The sequence below is a fragment of the Streptomyces sp. S.PB5 genome (assembly GCF_030403745.1).
GTDB lineage: Bacteria > Actinomycetota > Actinomycetes > Streptomycetales > Streptomycetaceae > Streptomyces.
Map to the genome: position 1 here is coordinate 365,697 of NZ_JAQMWP010000010.1, position 21,063 is coordinate 386,759.

At 70.8% G+C, this 21,063-nt stretch carries 13 protein-coding genes and 1 pseudogene; 10 read left to right on the forward strand and 4 right to left on the reverse strand.

The window, feature by feature from the left end:
- Positions 1-111 precede the first annotated feature (111 nt).
- Positions 112-420, forward strand: coding sequence for a hypothetical protein (locus PH203_RS27520; protein ID WP_289923190.1), 309 nt, complete (start codon positions 112-114; stop codon positions 418-420).
- A gap of 22 nt (positions 421-442) precedes the next feature.
- On the opposite strand, the gene PH203_RS27525 is transcribed toward PH203_RS27520, so the two are convergent.
- The 3 genes from PH203_RS27525 to PH203_RS27535 all read right to left on the reverse strand — a co-directional run bounded on the left by PH203_RS27525 (position 443) and on the right by PH203_RS27535 (position 3,552).
- Positions 443-1,528 carry a mechanosensitive ion channel family protein gene (locus tag PH203_RS27525; protein ID WP_289923243.1) on the reverse strand — a complete coding sequence of 362 codons (1,086 nt, stop codon included), beginning with the start codon at positions 1,526-1,528 and terminating at the stop codon, positions 443-445.
- A gap of 312 nt (positions 1,529-1,840) precedes the next feature.
- Complete coding sequence (locus tag PH203_RS27530; protein WP_289923191.1) at positions 1,841-2,605, reverse strand: crotonase/enoyl-CoA hydratase family protein; 765 nt, start codon at positions 2,603-2,605, stop codon at positions 1,841-1,843.
- A 29-nt stretch (positions 2,606-2,634) separates the two neighbouring features.
- Positions 2,635-3,552, reverse strand: a complete 918-nt coding sequence (locus tag PH203_RS27535; protein ID WP_289923244.1) for a lysylphosphatidylglycerol synthase transmembrane domain-containing protein — start codon at positions 3,550-3,552, stop codon at positions 2,635-2,637.
- A 180-nt stretch (positions 3,553-3,732) separates the two neighbouring features.
- Between PH203_RS27535 and PH203_RS27540 the strand changes: the two genes are divergently transcribed.
- Positions 3,733-5,616 carry an ABC transporter ATP-binding protein gene (locus PH203_RS27540; RefSeq protein WP_289923245.1) on the forward strand — a complete coding sequence of 628 codons (1,884 nt, stop codon included), beginning with the start codon at positions 3,733-3,735 and terminating at the stop codon, positions 5,614-5,616.
- A gap of 214 nt (positions 5,617-5,830) precedes the next feature.
- Positions 5,831-9,697 carry a glycoside hydrolase family 2 TIM barrel-domain containing protein gene (locus tag PH203_RS27545; RefSeq protein ID WP_289923192.1) on the forward strand — a complete coding sequence of 1,289 codons (3,867 nt, stop codon included), beginning with the start codon at positions 5,831-5,833 and terminating at the stop codon, positions 9,695-9,697.
- Between the two features lie 56 nt (positions 9,698-9,753).
- On the opposite strand, the gene PH203_RS27550 is transcribed toward PH203_RS27545, so the two are convergent.
- On the reverse strand, positions 9,754-13,413 hold the full coding sequence (locus tag PH203_RS27550) for a LamG-like jellyroll fold domain-containing protein (protein WP_289923193.1): 3,660 nt from the start codon (positions 13,411-13,413) through the stop codon (positions 9,754-9,756).
- A 284-nt stretch (positions 13,414-13,697) separates the two neighbouring features.
- Here PH203_RS27550 and PH203_RS27555 point away from each other — a divergent pair.
- From PH203_RS27555 to PH203_RS27585, 7 genes and pseudogenes are all read left to right on the forward strand, one after another.
- Positions 13,698-14,716, forward strand: a pseudogene (locus tag PH203_RS27555) (LacI family DNA-binding transcriptional regulator).
- A gap of 227 nt (positions 14,717-14,943) precedes the next feature.
- Entirely contained in the window at positions 14,944-16,197 is a 1,254-nt protein-coding gene (locus tag PH203_RS27560) for an extracellular solute-binding protein (RefSeq protein WP_289923194.1), read from the forward strand.
- A 20-nt stretch (positions 16,198-16,217) separates the two neighbouring features.
- Positions 16,218-17,174 carry a sugar ABC transporter permease gene (locus PH203_RS27565; protein WP_289923195.1) on the forward strand — a complete coding sequence of 319 codons (957 nt, stop codon included), beginning with the start codon at positions 16,218-16,220 and terminating at the stop codon, positions 17,172-17,174.
- Complete coding sequence (locus PH203_RS27570) at positions 17,171-17,980, forward strand: carbohydrate ABC transporter permease (RefSeq protein ID WP_289923196.1); 810 nt, start codon at positions 17,171-17,173, stop codon at positions 17,978-17,980. Before PH203_RS27565 ends, PH203_RS27570 begins: the two co-directional genes overlap by 4 nt.
- Before the next feature lie 66 nt (positions 17,981-18,046).
- Positions 18,047-19,783 (forward strand): trehalase family glycosidase, encoded by a 1,737-nt coding sequence (locus PH203_RS27575; protein WP_289923197.1) that lies wholly within the window; start codon positions 18,047-18,049, stop codon positions 19,781-19,783.
- Between the two features lie 167 nt (positions 19,784-19,950).
- Entirely contained in the window at positions 19,951-20,370 is a 420-nt protein-coding gene (panD, locus tag PH203_RS27580) for an aspartate 1-decarboxylase (RefSeq protein WP_289923198.1), read from the forward strand.
- Between the two features lie 31 nt (positions 20,371-20,401).
- Positions 20,402-20,746, forward strand: a complete 345-nt coding sequence (locus PH203_RS27585) for a GNAT family N-acetyltransferase (protein ID WP_354671264.1) — start codon at positions 20,402-20,404, stop codon at positions 20,744-20,746.
- Positions 20,747-21,063 lie beyond the last annotated feature (317 nt).

Sequence of the window (21,063 nt, forward strand, 5' to 3'; positions counted from 1 at the left end):
TGCCGGGTGAGGCGTCTGATCTTGTGGTCGTGCGTGTTGACCGCACCTCATCCGACGGCCGGCCCCGGCCGGTCGGCCGCCCGGGCGAAAGCGGACCATGGGATGCGGACCATGGGACATCGCACCGGAGTGACGGTCTCGGCCGCCCTGACCGGCACGGCCGCGGCACTGTCCGCGGGAATCCCGGCACAGGCGGCCCCCACGGCCGGCGCCCCGGGCCCTGAGACCCTCGGCGACCCCGTCCTCCCGAGCCTCGGCAACGACGGCTACCGGGTGTCGTCGTACGACATCGCCTTCGAGCACGTCGCCTCGACGAAGCTCGTGAACGCGGTGGTGACCGTGAACATCGCCCCCACCCAGGAGCCGAGCCGCCTCTCCCTCGACGCGCGCACGGCGCGTGCAGGGCGATCGGTGCCGTAAGGCGATCGGCGCCGCGCGGCGATCAGTCCAGCCGGGCGGAGGACACTTCGCCCGGCTCCAGCTCGGTCTCCGCACCGCGCTGCTGCGGGATCACCACCGCGCCCTGCTGGAGCGCCACCGTCCGCGTGGGTGCCGGGATGCGGATGCCCTCCTGGCGGTAGCGCTTGTGGAGGCGCTTGATGAACTCGTGCTTGATGCGGAACTGGTCGCTGAACTCGCCGACGCCCAGGATGACGGTGAAGCCGATGCGGGAGTCGCCGAAGGTGTGGAAGCGGACCAGCGGCTCGTGGTCCGGGACGGCGCCGGTGATCTCGGTCATGATCTCGGCGACGACCTCGATGGTGACCCGCTCGACCTGCTCCAGGTCGCTGTCGTAGCCCACGCCGACCTGGACGAGGATCGTCAACTGCTGCTCGGGGCGCATGAAGTTGGTCATGTTCGACTTCGCGAGCTCCCCGTTGGGGATGACGACGAGGTTGTTGGAGAGCGCGCGGACCGTCGTCTGACGCCAGTTGATGTCCTCGACGTAGCCCTCCTCACCGCTGCTCAGCCGGATGTAGTCACCGGGCTGGACGGTCTTGGAGGCGAGGATGTGGATGCCGGCGAAGAGGTTGGCGAGGGTGTCCTGGAGGGCCAGCGCGACCGCGAGACCGCCGACGCCCAGGGCGGTGAGCAGCGGCGCTATGGAGATGCCGAGGGTCTGCAGCACCACCAGGAAGCCGATCGCCAGGACCAGCACCCGGGTGATGTTGACGAAGATCGTGGCGGATCCGGCGACGCCGGGACGGGACTGGGTGACCGACCGCATCAGACCGGCCACCAGCCGGGCCACCGCGACCGTGACCACGAAGATCAGCAGGACGGTCAGGATCTGGTTGGTGGTGCGCTGGGTGGTCTTCGTCAGCGGCAGCGCCGCCGCGGCGACGGCCGTGCCGCCCGCGATCGCCGCCGCGGGCACCACCACGCGCAGCGCGGCCACGATCACGTCGTCACCGCTCCATTTCGTGCGGTCGGCGTGCTTTCCGAGCCACTTGAGGAGGACCCGCAGCAGGAACGCGGCAATCAGGCCCGCGACCACGGCGATTCCGGGGACGACCAGGTCGTCCATGGTGAGATCCCGTTGAAAAGCTGTCACGTTGCCACCTGTTCGGGTTGCCGGATGAGCGACCGCGCGACCGTGCCGGCGCCACGGCGACGCGACCGCTCATCCTGCCGTATCGGGCACAGGAGTTCGTAGCCGGCCAGCCCGGCGGATGCCCCCGCCCGGACGACGATCCGTACGAACGGCGGGCGGCGTACCACCACACGGTGACGAGGACGACTACGACGGCGAGGGACGCGTAGTTCATCGTGTCGACCGTCACCGGCGGCACCTGCGGCAGACGGAACAGCACCGTGACGAAGGCCACCCGGGAGTGGCTCACCCGTCCTTGAACGAACCGTGCCGCCCCGCCCCGGAGGCGAACCGGGCCGCCCCCTCCAGGCTTTCCGCCAACACACCCATGCCATGGCCGAGTTCCCGGCGCAGGGCGGCTTCCTCGGCCAGCCCCTCCTGGTCGAGGACCGACGCCCGGTCCGAGCGCAGGCACGCCTGCGGGAACTCCGCGAGAGCGGCGGCCAGTTCCTCGGCGGCCGTGCGCGAGGTGCCGGTGGGGACGACCCGGTTGGCGAGGCCCATCGCGTGGGCCTCCGGGGCCGTGACCGGCCGGCCCGTCAGGATCATGTCCAGTGCGCGGCTCGTGCCGATCAGCCGGGGCAGCCGTACCGTGCCGCCGTCGATCAGCGGAACGCCCCAGCGGCGGCAGAACACCCCGAAGACCGCGTTCTGCTCGGCCACCCGGAGATCGCACCACAGCGCCAGCTCGAGACCGCCCGCCACCGCGTGCCCGGCGACCGCCGCGATCACCGGCTTGGACAGCCGCAGCCGGGTCGGTCCCATCGGGCCGTCGCCGTCCTCGGTGACCCGGTTGCCGCGCTCGGTACCGAGGGCCTTGAGGTCGGCGCCCGCGCAGAACGTACCGCCCTCGCCCCACAGCACCGCCACCCGCGCCCCGGGATCCGCCTCGAACTCCCGGAAGGCGGCGACGAGTTCCGCGGCCGTCGGGCCGTCGACCGCGTTGCGGGCCGCGGGGCGGGACAGGACGACGGTGGTGACGGGGCCGTTGCGTTCGGTCCGGACGGGCATCGCGGGCTCCTTCGGTCAGGCCACCTGCATCAGATGACCTTCATTCGTACCAGGGCCCCGAGCGTCAACGCCCCCGGAAGCAGCGGAAGCCAGACGGTGATGATCCGATAGGCCAGCACCACGGCCGTCGCGATCGCCGCCGGACCGCCCGCCGCCACCAGCGCCACCACGAGCGCCGCCTCGACCGAGCCGATCCCGCCCGGCGTGGGCACCAGCGCCACGGCGACCGTGGCCGCGAGATACGCCACCGCCATGTGCAGCGGCGGCACCGGCAGCCCCAGCGCCTGCCCCACCGCGGCCAGCCCGGCCGCCTGCAGCGCCGGGAACGCGAACGAGCCGCCCCACAGGGCGAGGGCCCGCGCGGGCCTGGTGTGCACCTCGCGCGCCTCGCAGAGAGCGGTGCGCAGGAACGACGTCACGGCCGTACGCACCCGTCGTACCCCCACGAGGACGCCCGCCGCCCCGAGCAGCACCACACCGACGGCGGGCAGCAGGGCGCCGACGGCCCCCTCGGGAAGGAGCGTGCCCAGGCTCAGCGCGTCCGGGAAGGCGATCAGCAGGGCGGCCAGCAGACCGAGGCGGCCCACCGACTCCGCCAGCAGATACAGGGCGAGCGCGGCCGAGGAACGGGCCAGCGGCAGCCCGCACACCGTCATGAAACGGAGGTTGACCGCGCTCGCGCCCAGGCCGGTCGGCAGCAGATGGTTGGCCGCGCCGGCCGCGAACTGGGTGGCCAGCAGCCGCCGCTTGGGCAGACCCTGCACGACCGCGCCCTGCCGGGTGCAGGCCGCCGCGACCCAGGTCAGGCCGGTCGCGCAGACCGCGACCAGCAGCCAGGGCCACTCGGCGGACCTCAGATGCCCGAAGCCCTCGGCGAGGACCGAGCGGTGCTGCACGGCGACCACCGTGACCAGCAGGAGCGGAAGCAGACACAGGATCTGGCGGATCCTGCGGGCGGGGACGCGACGGGGGCTCACGTCAGAGGAGGTTTCCCCGGCCGTGCCAACCACGGGTTGCAGAAGGGCGGCCGGGGGATTGCGTACGGTCATCGGATCCTTCGAGCGGGGGGACGTCCGAGAAGTGTTGACCTCAACAACGCTTGAGGTCCTACGTTCGCTCCCATGAGCATGGAGACCACAGCCTGGACACAGCTTCAGGGCGTCATGAACGCCCAGGAGCAGACCCGCCCCTTCGCCCGCGCGACGCTGCGCCGCATCGGCGCGTTCGCCCGGCCGCACCGCACCCGTATCGCACAGTTCGTGGTGCTGGGGGTGGCGACCGCGCTGCTCGCCGTCGCCACCCCGGTGCTGGCCGGGGACGTCGTGGACGCGATCGTGACGGGCGACGAGGAGGGCAAGGTCGTACGACTCGCCCTGCTCATCGCGCTCATCGCGGTCGTGGAGGCGGCCCTCGGCATCCTCGGGCGGCGCCTGTCGGCGACGCTCGGGGAGGGACTCATCCTCGATCTGCGGACGGCTGTGTTCGATCATGTGCAGCGCATGCCGGTCGCGTTCTTCACACGCACACGTACGGGAGCGCTGGTCTCCCGACTCAACAACGACGTCATCGGGGCCCAGCGGGCGTTCAGCAACACACTCTCCGGGGTCGTCAGCAACCTCGTCACCCTGCTGCTCACCCTTGCCGTCATGCTCACCCTGTCCTGGGAGATCACGCTCCTCGCGCTCGCCCTGCTCCCGGTCTTCGTGATCCCGGCCCGCCGCATGGGCACCCGGATGGCCCGGATGCAGCGGGAGGCGGCCGCGCTGAACGCGGCGATGGGCACCCGTATGACCGAACGCTTCTCCGCGCCCGGCGCCACCCTGGTCAAGCTCTTCGGCCGCCCCGAGCAGGAATCGGAGGAGTTCGCCGCCCGCGCCCGCCGGGTCGCCGACATCGGCGTCCGCACGGCCACGGCCCAGTCGGTGTTCATCACCGCCCTCACCCTGGTCTCCGCCCTCGCCCTGGCCCTCGTCTACGGCCTCGGCGGCTGGTTCGCCCTGCGCGGCACCCTGGAACCCGGCGCCGTCGTCTCCCTCGCCCTGCTGCTGACCCGGCTGTACGCCCCGCTCACCTCCCTCGCCGGCGCCCGTGTCGAGGTGATGAGCGCGCTGGTCAGCTTCGAGCGGGTCTTCGAGGTGCTCGACCTCAAGCCGCTGATCGAGGAGAAGCCGGACGCCGTCGACGCCCCCGACGGGCCGGTCGCGGTCGAGTTCGAGAACGTCCGCTTCGGCTACCCGGCCGCCGACAAGGTCTCCCTGGCCTCCCTGGAGGAGGTCGCGTCCCTGGACACCCGGGGCGGCGAAGAGGTCCTCAAGGGCATCTCATTCCGCGCCGAGCCGGGCGAGACCATCGCCCTCGTCGGCTCCTCCGGCGCGGGCAAGTCGACGATCGCGGGGCTGCTGCCGCGCCTGTACGACGTCGACGAGGGCGCCGTACGCATCGGCGGCACCGACGTCCGCGATCTGACCGCGAGCTCCCTGCGCGCCACCCTCGGCATGGTCACCCAGGACGGCCACCTCTTCCACGACACCGTCCGCGCCAACCTGCTGCTTGCCCGCCCCGACGCGACCGAGGCCGAACTCCGCGACGCCCTGCGCCGCGCCCGCCTCGACACCCTCGTGGACTCCCTCCCCGACGGTCTCGACACGGTCGTCGGCGAACGCGGCTACCGCCTCTCCGGCGGCGAACGCCAGCGCATGACCATCGCCCGGCTGCTGCTGGCCCGCCAGCGCGTGGTCATCCTCGACGAGGCGACCGCCCACCTCGACAACACCTCGGAGGCGGCCGTCCAGGAGGCGCTCACGGAGGCTCTGGAGGGACGGACCGCGATCGTCATCGCCCACCGGCTGTCCACGATCCGCGCGGCCGACCAGATCCTGGTGGTCGAGGGCGGCCGGATCGCGGAACGGGGCACCCACGAGGAACTGCTGGCACTGGGCGGACGGTACGCGGAGCTGCACCGGACGCAGTTCGCGGAGCGGACGGGGGCGGTGAGGGAGGTCGCGGCGTAGGCGCGGCGCCCCTCGCAGGCCGGTCACCGCGCGTGCGGCATCGCACGCCTCGCGAGCAACGTCAACCCCGCAGGATCACACAAAGACCGACAGCATCATTGCTTCGCCTTGCTCGAGACCCTAGTGTGCGTTCGGTTTCCCCACAGCACCGAACAGGATCTGACGCCCACTCAAGCAGTGCCCCCACACTGTCGTTTCGAGGAAGGCCACGGTCATGCCGCAGTTTCCCGTGTCTCCCGTCAGCCGCCGCCGTCTGCTGGAGGGGGGAGCCGCCGCCCTCGGCGCACTCGCCCTGCCCGGCCCGATCACCGCGGCACACGCGGCCGGGGCGAGGGCCGAAACCCCGGAGTGGAACGGCAACATCGCGCTCTTCCGGCTCGGCGCCGAACCACCGCACACCACCCTCATGCCGTACGCCGACGTCAGACAGGCCCTGGCCGCCGACCGCACCCGCTCCCCGTACCGGCTGAGCCTGGACGGCACATGGCGGTTCGCGTACGCCGACCGCCCCGACGACCGGGACCCCGACTTCCACCGCACCGACCTCGACGACCGCGACTGGGACACGATCCCCGTCCCCTCCGCCTGGCAACTGCACGGCTACGACCGCCCCATCTACGTCAACATCACCTACCCCTGGTGGGGTCCCAACGGCCTGGGCGAGGAGGCGCAGCCGCCCGCCGCGCCCACCCGCCGCAACCCCGTCGGCCAGTACCGGCGCACCTTCACCGTCCCCCGGGACTGGTCGGGGCGGCGCACCTTCCTGCACTTCGAGGGCGTCAAGTCGGCCCACTACGTGTGGATCAACGGCCGGCTCGTCGGCTACCACGAGGACTCCTTCAGCCCCGCCGAGTACGACATCACCGAGCACCTGAGGCCCGGCACCAACCAGATCGCGGTCGAGGTCTACCGCTACTCCGACGGCGACTGGCTGGAGGACCAGGACATGATCCGGCTGAGCGGCATCTTCCGCTCGGTCCACCTCTACTCCACCCCGGTCGTCCACCTGCGCGACTTCCGCCTCGACACCCCGCTCGGCGACGATCACACCTCCGCCGAACTGTCGGTCACCTCGACCGTGCGCGCCTACGCCGACGGCGGCACCGGACGCCACACCGTGGAGACCCAGCTGTACGACGCGGCCGGACACCCCGTCTGGTCCCGGCCGCTGCTCCAGCGGGCCGAGGTGACCGGGACCGGCGAGGACGTGACGGTCCGGTCCGCCAAGGCCGTGCCCGCGCCCCGACTGTGGTCGGCCGAACACCCCTACCTCTACACGGCCGTGCTGAGGCTGCGGAACCCGGCGGGAAAGGTCATCGAGACCCTCTCGCACCGGGTCGGCTTCCGTGAGTTCGCGCTCAGGGACGGCCTGATGCGGATCAACGGCAAGCCCGTCTCCTTCCGCGGCACCAACCGCCACGAGATGCACCCCGAGCGCGGTATGTCCCTCACCCGCGCCGACATGATCGAGGACATCACGGTCATGAAGCGGATGAACATCAACAGCGTCCGCACCTCGCACTACCCCAACAACCCCGCGTGGATGGAACTCGCCGACGAGTACGGCCTCTACGTCGTCGACGAGACCAACCTGGAGACCCACGGCATCCGCGGCGAGTACCCCGGCGACCACGCCGACTGGACCGAGGCGTGCGTCGCCCGCGCCCAGAACCTGGTCCACCGCGACAAGAACCACGCCTGCGCCGTCATCTGGTCCCTGGGCAACGAGGCCGGCGGCGGCAGCACCTTCGTCGCCATGCGCGACTGGATCAAGTCGTACGACACCACCCGCGTCGTCCAGTACGAGGGCGACGACCGGCCGGCCGTCAGCGACATCCGCTCGGAGATGTACGACAGCCCCGCCACCGTGGAGGCACGGGCGAAGAACACCGCCGACACCCGGCCGTACGTCATGATCGAGTACTCCCACGCGATGGGGAACTCGGGCGGCAACTTCAAGAAGTACTGGGACGTCGTCCGCCGCTACCCCGTTCTCCAGGGCGGCTGGATCTGGGACTTCGTCGACCAGGCGCTGAGCTGGCCCACCCCGACGCGCAAGCTGCTGACCGAGACCGGCCCCGGCGGGCTGCGCGGCGAGATCATGGCCCCCGGCGGCACCTTCGACCGCGGCAGGGGCGTCTCGGGGGGCACCGTCTTCCCCCGCGACCCGAGCCTGGACCTCACCGGCTCCCTGACGCTGGAAGCATGGATCACCCCGCACGTCACCGGCTACCACCAGCCGATCCTGGCCAAGGGCGACACCCAGTACGCCCTGAAACAGACCGACAGGACCATCGAGTTCTTCATCCACGGCGGCGGCCAGTGGATCTCGGCCGGCTGGGCCGTGCCCGACGACTGGACCGGCACCGAGCACCACGTCGCGGGCGTCTTCGACGCCGACGCCGGCACGCTCACCCTCTACGTCGACGGTGACCCGAAGACCGTCCGCACCACGACCCGCCGCCCCGGCAGCAACACCGCCCCCCTCTCCCTCGCCACCGACGTCGACAACTCCACGCGCGAGTTCAGTGGCACCGTCCGCCGGGCCCGGGTCTACGCCCGCGCCCTGAGCGCCGCCGAACTGGCCGACGGCAGCCGCGGTCCCGGGGACGAAGGGGTGCGGTTCTGGTTCGACGCGGCCACGGCCGGCCTGACCGAGAAACGGCCGCGCGCGAAGACCTTCTTCGCCTACGGCGGCGACTGGGGCGACAACCCCAACGACGGCAACTTCGTCGCCGACGGCATCGTCACCGCCGACCGCGGCCACACCGGCAAGGCCGCCGAGGTCAAACGGATCTACCAGACCGTCAACGCGGCCTGGGCGCCCGCCGGTTCACCGGCGGTGACCCTCACCAACGAGAACCTGTTCACCAACCTCCGGGAACTCGACGGCAGTTGGGCGCTCCTCGCCGACGGCAGGGCGGTGCGGCGCGGGAAGCTGAGCCGTGCCCAGCTCGACGTCCCACCGCTGTCGAGCAAGGACGTCGTGATCCCCTTCGAGGTGCCGTCCGCCCCGGCACCGGGCACTGAGTACCACCTCGAACTCTCCTTCACCACCAGGGAATCCACGAAGTGGGCCAAGGCCGGCTTCGAGACGGCCCGCACCCAGCTCACCGTCGACGCCCACAGCCCCGCCGTCACCCCGGCGCCGCTGGACAGCGTCCCGGCCCTGACCCACGAGGACGGCGACACGACCGTCACGGTCACGGGCAAGGGCTTCTCGGTGACGGTCGACAAGGCCACCGGGGTCATCACCTCCTACCGGGCCGGCGGCAGACAGCTCATCACCTCCGGTCCCGCCCCGCAGTTCTGGCGGGCGCCCACCGACAACGACCGCGGCAACGGCCAGCACACCCGCAACCAGACCTGGCGGGACGCGGGCGCGCACCGCAAGGTGACATCCGTCGACGTGCGCGCGCTGCGCGACCGGGCCGTCCAGATCAAGGTCACCGGCACGCTGCCGACCACGACGGAATCGACCTACACCACCACCTACACGGTCTTCGGCAATGCCGAGATCAAGGTCGACAACACCCTGCACCCCGGGGCGAGTTCACTGCCGTACATCCCCGAGGTCGGCACGATGCTGTTCCTCCCCGGCCGTCTGGAGAAGCTCCACTACTACGGCCGTGGTCCCGAGGAGAACCAGTGGGACCGCAACAACGGCACCGACGTCGGCCGCTGGTCCGGCACCGTCTCCGGCCAGTGGACCCCCTACATCCGCCCCCAGGAGAACGGCGGCAGGAGCGACATCCGCTGGATCGCCCTCACCGGCACGGACGGCACGGGCCTGCTCGTCTCCGGCGAGCCCCTGCTGGACGTCAACGCCTCGCGCTTCACCCCCGAGGACCTCTCGGTCGGCGCACGCCACGACTACCAGCTCACCCCGCGCGACGAGGTCGTCCTGCGGCTGGCGTACCGGCAGATGGGCGTCGGCGGCGACAACAGCTGGGGTGCGCACACGCACGACGAGTACAAGCTGTTCGCGAACCGGGACTACGCGTACACGTACCGGCTGCGGCCGCTGACGGACGTACGGGAGGCGACGGCGGCGTCGCGGCGGCCCACCGGGGTGGAGTGACGGGAGCACGGGCCGGCGCGGACCGTCCGCGCCGACCCGTGTCACCGGCTACCGGCTCACCGCACCTCCCTCGCGTACGGCGCCACGCTGATGCGGTCGATCAGCGGGGCGTAGCGGGAGCGCAGGAGCACCCCCGGGAAGGTGTCCGAGGCGTAGGTCGTGCCGTCGAAGTTCGGCAGTTCCTCGGAGCGGAAGGTGACCGTGTTCTCGCCCTTCTTCAGCTGGACGGGGACGGTCAGCTCCCAGAAGTTGTTCCGGTGGAAGCTGTGCGGGAAGCCCACGCGGCGTGTCTCACCGCCGTTGACGGTGATGTCGGCGTGCCGGGCCAGCGGGTCCGGGTTGTAGTGGGTGGCCTCGGACTGCTCGGGGTTGGAGTAGCGGATGCGCAGGGCATGGAGGCCGGCCCGGTCCGCGGTGACCTTGAAGGTGGCGGTGTTGCCGTTGCCCGGGTCGCCGCCGATCCCGGTGATCGCGGTCCCGCCCGTCGCGAGGGACAGCTGGGCGAGCGAGGCCGAACCGGCCAGTCGGGCGTCCTGGGCCTCGTACGTGCGCACCGGGAGCGTGCCCTCGGTGGGCGTGACCGTGAGCCGGTCGACGAGGGTCGGGGCCGAACCGCCGGTCAGCGTCACCTTGTTGACCCCGCCGGAGAGGGAGACCGCGACGCTGCTCCTGCGCTTGGCGAGGCGCAGGACGTCATGTCCGTTGACGGAGAGCCGGGCACCGGTGCCGCCGAGGGTGGCCACGTCGATCGTGGCCTCGCGGTCGGCGGGGGAGTAGACCCAGAACGTGGCGGTCTGCCCCTTGGCGAGCCGGGCCGCGCCCGATCCGGTGGCCGGGGTGTCCTGCTTCGGGAGGTCGTAGACGGGCTTCGCCCCGCCGCCCAGCCAGGCCAGCTCGCCCTCGTACACCCGGCTGGCGGCCGAGGCGTCCGGCAGGGACAGGGTGAGCCGGTCGACGATCGCGTCGCCCTTCGTGACGCGCTTGCCGTCGAGGCTCTCAGCGGCGAGCGTCAGGGTGTGCCTGCCCCGGGTGAGCTCGACCCGGGTGTCGGTGTGGTCCCACACCACCCACTTGTAGCCGAGCGGCAGATACAGCTCCTGCTCGGTCTCCGCCCGGCCGTCCACACGCAGGAAGACATTGGTGGGGCCCTGTTCCGTCACCTTGTCGAAGGTGTTGAGGGAGTTGGCGAAGACGCTCAGGTCGTAGGTGCCGTCCTCGGGCACGTCCACCGTGAAGTCGAGCGTGACGTCGGAGCCGGTGCGCAGTCCGCCGACGTCGTAGCCGCCGGAGGTGTAGAACTTCGACACGTCACGCGGTGAGCCCTCGGGACCGTTCTTCGACCAGCCGGATCCGGTGTGCGCGGCGTCCTCGGCCTCGTAGGAGCCCTGCCAGCGGGTGGGCGCGGCCAGGGTGCCCTTCGCCTCGCCCGCCGGGCTGAGGACGATCTCGTACGCGGAGGACTCCTTCAGCGTCGGCAGACCGCCGTCGCCGAAGTCGACGATCACCTTGCCGTCGTCACCGACCTCGAGGCTCGTCTCGGTCAGCAGCTTCGGCCCGGAGTGGTCGCCGACCTGTCCGCTCCACTCGATCTCCCGCACCCAGGCGTGCACCCGGCCGCCGAAGACCTTCTTCGGGACGTCGTCGAAGACGATGTGGCCCTTGCCGTCCGACCCGCCGAAGACCAGCCGGGCCTGCTTCTTCCTCTCGTCGAGCGTGGCGACGCCCTGCATGCTGTAGTTCTCGCCGGGGAACGGCGGGCTCACGGCCACCGTGTGCCCGCTCATCGAGGCGTACGCATTCAGCAGCCACCACTGCCCGTTGCCGCGGTTGGACTGCACCGCGGAGTCGGAGAGGTTGCCGTCGATGTTCCAGTACGCGATGTCGGCGTCGACCTTGGACTCCTCGATCGCGGAGACCCACTGGATCATCTGGCCGGGGACCGAGGTGTGGTAGTTGAAGGCGTACTCGTTGATGTTGACGGGGAGCCGGGTGCCCTCGCGGTCCGTGCCCCGGAAAAGATCCTTCTCCCACGTCCGGTACTTGGCGACGCTCTCGCGCACCGCCTCCGGGTGGCTGAGCTCGTGCCAGGTGATGACGTCGGGGAGGGTGCCGGCGGCCAGCGCGTGCGTCAGGAAGCCCTTCACCTGGTCGTACAGGATGCTGGTGTTGGGCCCGGCTGTCCGGGCGCTCGGCATCCTGTCCTTGATGAGCCGGTAGGCGGAGTCCCAGGCGGCGAAGAAGTCGTCGGGGTCGTCGAGCCAGCTGACCTTGTCGTAGCTCCACTCGCCGGTGCCGAACATGTTGCCCTCGGGCTCGTTGAACGGCACGAAGACGACGTTGTCCTGGTACCGCTTCGGCAGTCGGAGGACCTGGTCGACCTGCTTGGCGAGCTTCTCCTCGTACAACTCGACCTTCTCGGCGGGGGTGTCGCCCGGCCACTGGTACGGGAAGCCGCGGTGGATGTCGGTCATGTAGATGTACACATCACCGTCGGTGGAGTCGGCCAGCGGCTGCACCACCTCCAGGGCGTCTGCGCCCGGGTGCTGCGGGCCGTCCTGCGCCTTGGTGGAGACCGTGCGCAGGCCCATGCCCTCGATGAGGTTGTTGGTGGGGACGTCCGGCCCGTACACCCCGTAGAGGGTGCCGGAGGCGCCGCCGTGGAAGGCGCCGGTGTCCGAGCCGAGGTCGACGGTGAGCTGCCCCTCGCGCACCACGGTGACCGTCGCCTTCACCTCCCGCCCGGCCGCCGCGCCTGCGACGGTGAACGTTCCCGGCCGGGCGTACTTCTCCGGCGGGACGGCGTCCCAGGTCAGCGGAGTGTCACGGTCGTAGCCGTCGGAGAAGGCGGCGCGGACGGCGGTGGGGAGGGCGGGGGCGGTCCCGGTCGTCGTACGGACGTCGAAGGAGGTCCGGGAGAGCTCCCCGACGGTCGGTACCGCCTCGACCAGGCCGGCCACCTGCGCGGAGCTCAGGGCCGAGTGCCACACGGCGAAGTCGTCGATCGCGCCCTTGAGCAGCGGGTCCGGCCAGAAGGACTTGCCGATGTAACCGGCCGCCGTGGCCTGGTCCTCCAGCAGTTCCTTGGCCTTGATGCCGGTCGCGGAGGAGGAGACCGCCACGCCGTCCAGATAGGTGGTGAGCCGGCCGGCGGCGGTGTCGAGGGTGACGGTGACCGTGCGCCACTCGTCCGCGGGCAGCGGCGCGTACCCGCGGACCTGGGTCTCCGCACCGCCGCCGCCCGTGGTCACGGAGGTCTGGAACAGGCCGCTGCCGCTGTACGGCGTGCTGAACAGATATCTGGTGGTGTTGGTGCCGAGGTCGAAGATGCGCTGCCAGGACGACTTGTCGCCGCTCCACTTCACACGGGCGGAGATTGTCAGGTCGCTGGCGTCACCGACCACTTCACGGGGCAGACGGACGTAGGCGCCGTCCGAGGTGGGCGCCCCGCCGGGCAGGGCGAGCGCCTTTCCGCCGCCGGTGCCGTCGACCGACCGGGCGGTGGAACCGTTCACCAGGGTCGCGGTGAGGCCGTTGCCGGAGCTGTCGGTGATCCTTCCGGAGGCGAGGTCGTCCTGGTCGAAGGTGTAGCGGGCGGTGGGCTGGGGGGTCTCGGCCGCCTGCGCGGACACGGCGGGTGCGGCCAGCAGACCCGCGCCGAGGGTCAGTGCGACGGCGGCCGGGGCGTGGCGCCGGGCGGATCTCTCGGGGGATGACATGGATTGCGTCCTCAATCCTTGAGTTCGGCGACTCTTCGGGAACTCGAACTGGTTCGACGACACCGGGCGTGACGGTCGGCGGCTGTTTCGGATCTGCTGTGGATCTTCCTGTCGAACCGGTTCGGCAAGCTAGCACCGGGACAAGCGGCGGACAATCCCCTGGAGCAAGGAACTCTTGATGCCGTCCGAGGCGTTGACAGCCGCTCGGACCGTTTCTACCGTCACTTCACGCGAACCGGTTCGACAACGGTTCGCACTGGAATCTGTTCGAGCAAGGAGTTCCCGTGAACATCGGTGAGATCGCCCGGCGGGCCGGTGTCTCGCGGAGCACCGTGTCCTATGCGCTGAGCGGCAAGCGTCCGGTGTCGGAGGAGACGCGGCGGAGGATCCAGCGGGTCGTCGACGAGCTGGGCTACCGGCCCAGTGCCAGCGCCCGTGCCCTGGCCAACGGGCGGACCAGCACGATCGGGCTGGTCTTCCCGCCGGCCGGGAACCACTACACGGGCATGCAGCTGGACTTCATCGGCAGTGTGGTGGAGGCGGCCGCGGCCTTCGACTACGACGTGCTGCTCTCACCCAGCGGCGTGGACAGCGACCGTTCCTTCCAGCGGCTGTTGGGGGAGCGGCGGGTCGACGGCGCGATCCTGATGGAGATCAGGCTGGCCGACGACCGGGTGGATCACCTGGCCGAGCTGGGCTTCCCCTCCGTCGCCATCGGGCGCACCGCCCGTCCCGAGGGCAGCTGGTGGGTGGCTCTGGACCACACCGCCCTGGCGGCGGCGTGCGTGCACCACCTGGCGGACCTCGGCCATCGCCGGGTCGCCTTCGTCAACCGGCCGGAGCAGCTGCTGCGGGCCGGGTACGAGTCCGCGCAGCGGGGCCTGGACGGTTTCACCAAGGCCGCGGCCGAGCGTGGGCTGACGGTCCGGACGTACTGCTGCGGGGACGACGCCGCGTCCGGGCAGTCCTGTGTGGAACGCATCCTGCACGACGAGCCGGCCACCACGGCCCTGGTGACCTTGAACGAGGCCGCCCTGGGCGGCCTCTACCGGGGGCTCGCCCGGGCGGGCCGCCATGTCCCGCGGGACTTCTCCGTCACCGGGGTGGTGGCCGGCCGCTGGGCGGAGACGGTGACCCCGCAGCTCACCGCCGCCGACGTACCGGCCGCCGACCTGGGACGGCTCGCCGTCGAACTGCTGGTGGAGCGGCTGGACCACCCCGGCACCATCTGCTCACGCCGCCGATCTCGCTGCGGGCCAGCACAGGGCCCGCCGGAGTGACGCGGGCCGACACGACGGACTGACCGGGGGTCACCAGGACCGAACCGACGGACTGACCCCCGGGAGTCACCAGGGCCGAACCGACGGCCCGCCCCCATATTCACAGCACGCAGAGATCTCTTTCAGCGCCATCGCACCACGGCCCCGTTCGCCGTACCCGTTTCCGGCCGGCACCTCACCGCTTCGGCACCTCCATGCCCGAAAAGCCCGTGCCTCGGCACCCGCATGCCAAGAACCGAAGGAACCCGCGATGAACAGCACCCTGAGTCACCGCCGTCTGACCGCAGCCACCCTGACCGCCCTGGCCCTCGTCGCCACCGCCACCGCCACCGCCTGCGGTTCGGGCTCGGGTGGTGGCGGGGCGAACGCCGCGGACAGCGGTACGTACACGATCTGGGACCCCTACCCGCAGTTCGACAAGAGCTCGGCCTGGGCCAAGCTGCTGGACTCCTGCGGCACTGAGGCCGGGGTGAAGGTCAAGCGGACCGGGTTCGACACCAGCGATCTGTCGAACAAGGCGCTGCTGGCGGCGCAGCAGGACAACTCCGCGGACGTCCTCATCGTCGACAACCCGGTGGTGTCGACGCTGGCCGAGGCGGGGGTGCTCACCACGACCGACGACAACAAACTGGACACCTCCGCGGTCGACCCCAACCTGCTGGCGGCCGGCCAGGCCGGCGGGAAGACCTACGGCACCCCGATCGGCGCCAACACCCTCGCCCTGTACTACAACAAGGAGGTCCTGAAGGAGGCCGGCGTCGACATCGCCTCGGTCAAGGACTGGGCCTCGCTGACGGCGGCCCTGGCCAAGGTCGACAAGGCCGGCAAGAAGGGCATCACCTTCTCCGCGATCGGCACCGAGGAGGGCAGCTTCCAGTTCCTGCCGTGGCTGTGGGGCTCCGGCGCCCAGCTGACCGAACTCGATTCCGCCGAGGGCGTCTCCGCGCTGGCCCTGTGGAGCGACTGGCTGAAGAAGGGGTACGCGCCCAACTCGGTCATCAACAACACCCAGACGACCAGCTGGCAGGAGTTCGCCGGCGGTGACTACGCGTTCGCCGAGAACGGCACCTGGCAGCTCGCCAACGCCGACAAGGCGGGCTTCGACTACGGTGTCCTGCCGATACCGGGAGCCAAGGGCGGTGACGCGGCGGCTCCGACCGGCGGCGAGTTCGTCACGATCCCGGTGCAGGGCGACACCGGCCGCTACGCCACCTCGCAGAAGCTGGTCACCTGCCTGACCAGCACCGACAACCTCTTCGAGACGGACACCACCCTGTCCTACGTCGCCCCCACCAGCGAGGTCCAGGACAAGCAGGTCGCGGCGAACGCGGAGTTGAAGCCGTGGGTCGAGGCGGTCAAGGCCGCCAAGGGCCGCACCAGCGACGACCTCGGCACCAAGTACCCGAAGATCTCCGAGCAGATGTGGAAGGCGGTCCAGTCCGCGCTCAGCGGCGCGCAGTCCCCGAAGGACGCACTGGCCGCCGCCCAGTCCGCCGTCAAGTGACCGGATCTCAGGGCGAATTGATGAGTGCCACCCTCCAGAAGTCGGACCACCGGGCCACGCTCGGTGGTCCGGCCCCCGCCGCACCGCGCCGCCGCCCCGCCTCCCAGCAGTGGGCCGCCTGGGCCTTCCTCACCCCGGTCACCCTCTATCTGATCCTCTTCTACGCCTATCCGCTCTACCGCAACCTCGACCTGAGCCTGCGCCACTACACCGTCCGCTCCTTCGTCCAGGGCGACGCCCCCTTCACCGGCCTCGCCAACTACCGCACTGTCTTCGACGACCCCACCTTCGCCCCGGCCCTGCTGCACACCGCGGTGTTCACCGCTGTGTGTCTGCTCTTCCAGTACGCCATCGGCCTCGCCCTCGCGGTCTTCTTCCACCAGCACTTCCGGCTCTCGGCGACCCTGCGGGCCCTGTTCCTGGTGCCGTGGCTGCTGTCGCTGATCGTGTCGGCGTCCACCTGGTCGTGGATGCTCAACAGCGAATCGGGTGTCGTGAACGCCCTGCTGAGCGCCGTCGGCATCGACCCCGTCAACTGGCTGACCTCGCCGGACTGGTCGCTGACCTCGGTGATCATCGCGAACATCTGGATCGGCGTCCCGTTCAACCTGGTCGTCCTCTACAGCGGCCTGCAGTCCATCCCCACCTCGCTGTACGAGGCGGCGGCCATCGACGGGGCCAACGCCTGGCAGCGGTTCTGGCGGATCACCTTCCCGCTGCTGCGCCCGGTGTCCGCGATCACCCTGCTGCTGGGCCTGGTCTACACGCTCAAGGTCTTCGACATCATCTGGATCATGACCAAGGGCGGTCCCGCCGACGCGTCCACCACCTTCGCCACCTGGTCCTACCAGCTCGGCTTCGGCAACCTGGTGCCCGCCTTCGGCCCCGGCGCGGCCGTCGGCAACCTGCTCGTGGTCGCCGCGCTGGTCTTCGGCCTGATCTACGTCCGGGCGCAGAGAAAGCAGGCGCTGTCATGAAGACTCGATGGAAGACGGCCCTCGGCGTCCTGCTGACCGGAATCATGCTCTTCCCGGTCTACTGGATGGTCAACGTGTCCTTCACCCGCGACCAGGACATGCGCAAGAGCCCACCCGACCTGTTCCCGGTCCACGGCACCCTCGACGGCTACCGCAAGGTGCTGGGCGAGCAACTGCCCTACCTCGGCACCAGCCTCGTCATCGGCCTCGGCACCGTCCTTTTGACCGTGGTCCTCGCCGCGCCCGCCGGCTACGCCCTGGCCAAACTGCGCCCACGCGGAGCAGGCGTCCTCAACTTCCTCCTGCTCGCCGCCCAGATGATCCCCGGCATCATCATGGCGATGGGCTTCTACGCCATCTACCTCCAACTCGGCCTGCTCCAGTCCGTCCCCGGCCTGATCGTCGCCGACTCCACCCTGGCCGTCCCCTTCGCGGTGCTCGTCTTCACCGCGTTCATGTCCGGCATCCCCGGCGAACTCCTCCAGGCGGCGAAGACCGACGGCGCCGGCGCCCTGCGCACCTTCTGGTCGATCGTGCTGCCGATGAGCCGCAACGCCGTCGTCACGGTGTCGCTGTTCGCGTTCCTGTGGTCCTGGTCCGACTTCGTCCTCGCCAGCACCCTCGTGAACGGCGGCGCCCACGAGCCGATCACGCTCGGCATCTACCACTACATCGGCAACAACAACCAGGAGTGGAACGCCATCATGGCCACCGCCGTCGTGGCCTCACTGCCCGCCACGGTCATCCTCGTCCTCGCCCAGCGCTACATCGCCGCCGGCGTCACCGCCGGAGCCGTCAAGGACTGAGCCCGTCAAGGACCGCGCCCCTTCCCTCTGTTCGAGTCCCCGTGCTCGAGAAACGAGTCGTACTTCATGACCGCCGCCCTTCCCGGCCCGGCCTTCTCCGTCCACGACATCCCGTTCAGCACGTACGGATCCTGGTTCGACATCTCGCCCGTGGTGGCGGAGAAGACATACGCCGAGGACCTCCACCTCGTCTCCCACCAGAACGGCATGCACGCCGTGCTCCGTCTGGTGCCCGTGGGCCAGGCGACCGGCGACCGGGCGGAGACCCGCGTCGAGGCGACGCCGGGACTGCTCACCTGGACCGGCGGAAGCGGCGGCGTCGGCCTCGCCTACGAGACGCCGGACACCGTCCGCCTGCGGGGGAGAGGCCTCGGGATGGGGCTGTTCGCCGCCGCCGAGGCCCTGACCCCGTTCAGCGGCACCTACTTCTTCCACGATCCGGCGGCCGACGCCTACGTGTTCACGTCGTACGAGACCGGACGCCGCTACCGGGTCACCGTGCTGAGCGGCGCCGTCGCAGAGACGGCCGGGGAACAGACCCTGGGCAGCGCCGACCGCGGCCTCACGGTGACCGCGGAGGCGGACGGGGTGTGGGAGATCGCCGTCGAGGAACTCGACACCGCCCGGCCGCCGTTCACGTCCGAGTTGTCCTTCGAGAAGGTCGTGGAGTCGGCACGGGCCGCGTTCGCGGACTTCGTCGACGCCGTCGCCCCCTGGCGTTCGGCCGCCACCCCCGCCGCCGAACTCGCCGCCTACGTCCTGTGGTCGGCGACCGTACGGCCGGCGGGTCTGGTCACCCGGCCCGCCGTGCTGATGTCCAAGCACTGGATGGACAAGGTCTGGAGCTGGGACCACTGCTTCAACGCCCTGGCGCTGGCCCCCGGTTGCCCCGAGCTGGCCGTCGACCAGTTCCACCTCCCCTTCGACCACCAGGACGAGACCGGCGCCCTGCCCGACTCGGTCACCCACTCCGAAGTGCTCCACAACTTCGTCAAACCGCCCATCCACGGCTGGGCGTCCGGACATCTGCGCCGACGGCTGCCGATGCCGCCGAACCAGGCCGAACTGGCGCAGTCCTACGAACGACTGGAGCGCTGGACCGACTTCTGGCTCACCGCGCGGCGCGCCCCCGGCGCCGAACTGCCCCACTACCAGCACGGCAACGACAGCGGCTGGGACAACGCCACCACCTTCGACCCCGAGCGCGTGGTCGTCACCGCGGACCTGGCGGCCTTCCTGGCCCTCCAGATGCGGGAACTCGCCGCTCTCGCCGCAGAGTTGGACGAGCGGGACGACGAGCGCCGGTGGACGCGAGCGGCCGAGGAGACGCAGGCCGCGCTCCTCGACCAGCTCTGGACCGGCGACCGGTTCGTCGCCCGGGGAGCCGCCACGGGGAACACCTGGAGCAGCTCGAGCCTGCTCGACCTGATGCCCATCGTGCTGGGCGAGCACCTGCCCGCCGAGATCGGCAGCGCCCTCGCCGACCGCATCAAGGCCCACCTGACGCCGTACGGCCTGGCCACCGAGCTCACGACCTCCCCGCACTATCTCGCCGACGGCTACTGGCGCGGCCCGATCTGGGCACCCGCCACCGTCCTCATCGAGGACGGACTGCGCCGAGCCGGGCACCACCGGCTGGCCGACGACATCAGCGCCCGCTTCCGCGCGCTCTGCGAGACGCACGGCTTCGCGGAGAACTTCGACGCGCTGACCGGAACGGGACTGCGCGACCGCGCCTACACCTGGACCGCCGCCGGCTACCTGCTGCTGGCGGAGGCGTACGCACGCCGAGACGGCCGCTGACGGGCGGTGCACGCCTGCCGGACCCCGGGAAGGCCGAGCACCGCCTGTGACGTGACGGGGGTCTCGGTGCGCGGCCGGGGCCCCGTTCCGTACCCTGGACGCGCCCGTGCACACAGAGCCCTTGACCTGGCGGGACCAGGCAGGGAGCCGACACCTCGGAGCACTTCATGCTGCGCACCATGTTCAAGTCCAAGATCCACCGAGCCACCGTCACCCAGGCCGACCTGCACTACGTGGGATCGGTGACCATCGACGCGGACCTCCTCGACGCCGCCGACCTGCTGCCCGGCGAGCTCGTCCACATCGTCGACATCACCAACGGCGCCCGTCTGGAGACGTACGTCATCGAGGGCGAACGCGGATCGGGCGTCGTCGGGATCAACGGGGCCGCCGCCCATCTCGTCCACCCCGGTGATCTGGTGATCATCATCAGTTACGCTCAGGTGACCGACGCCGAGGCACGGGCGCTGGAACCCCGGGTCGTGCACGTGGACCGCGACAACCGGATCGTGGCCCTGGGCGCGGACCCGTCGGAGCCGGTGCCGGGCTCGGACCAGCAGCGCAGCCCGCAGGCCGTACCGGCCTGAGTCAGAGACGGTCGAGACCAGGAGCGTGCCCATGAGCGACATCGAGATCCGCGACGACCGGCCGGCGGGCCGTCTGGAGGCCGTCGGCGACGGCGAAGTCGTCGGCCACATCGAGTACTTCGTCCTCGAATCGCCCGAGCGCGCCCTGGTCCCCGTCCACACGATCGTGGAACCGGCCCACGAGGGGAAGGGCATCGCCGGCTCACTGGCCCGCGAGCTGTACGCCATCGCACAGCGCGAGGGCATCGTGGTCGCCCCCCTCTGCCCCTACGTCGTCAAGTGGGCCGAACGCCACCCCGACGAGGCCCCGGCCGCCGACCCCGAGCTGCTGCGCGCGGCGAAGGAGTGGCTGGTGGCCCATCCCGGCCGTTTCTGACCCGGCCCATCCGGGTGACTGCGGGGCCGGGCGGCGGGTACGCGGGGGAGTAGTCCAGAGCCGACGTCACCACTGGCTGGAGGACACGATGACCAACCCGTACCCGGACCCCGTCCCGCCGGGGCCGACCCCGGGCCCGACCCCGGAGCCGCCGCCCCCCGGACCGAACCCGGAGCCGCCGGCACCGACCCCGCCGCCGGGTCCCGGCCCGGTGCCGACTCCGGACCCGACCCCGTCCCCGATCCCACCGGGCCCGGAACCGGTGCCGAACCCTGAGCCGGGACCGCCGCTCTCCTGAGAAACGGCTGGCCAACGCG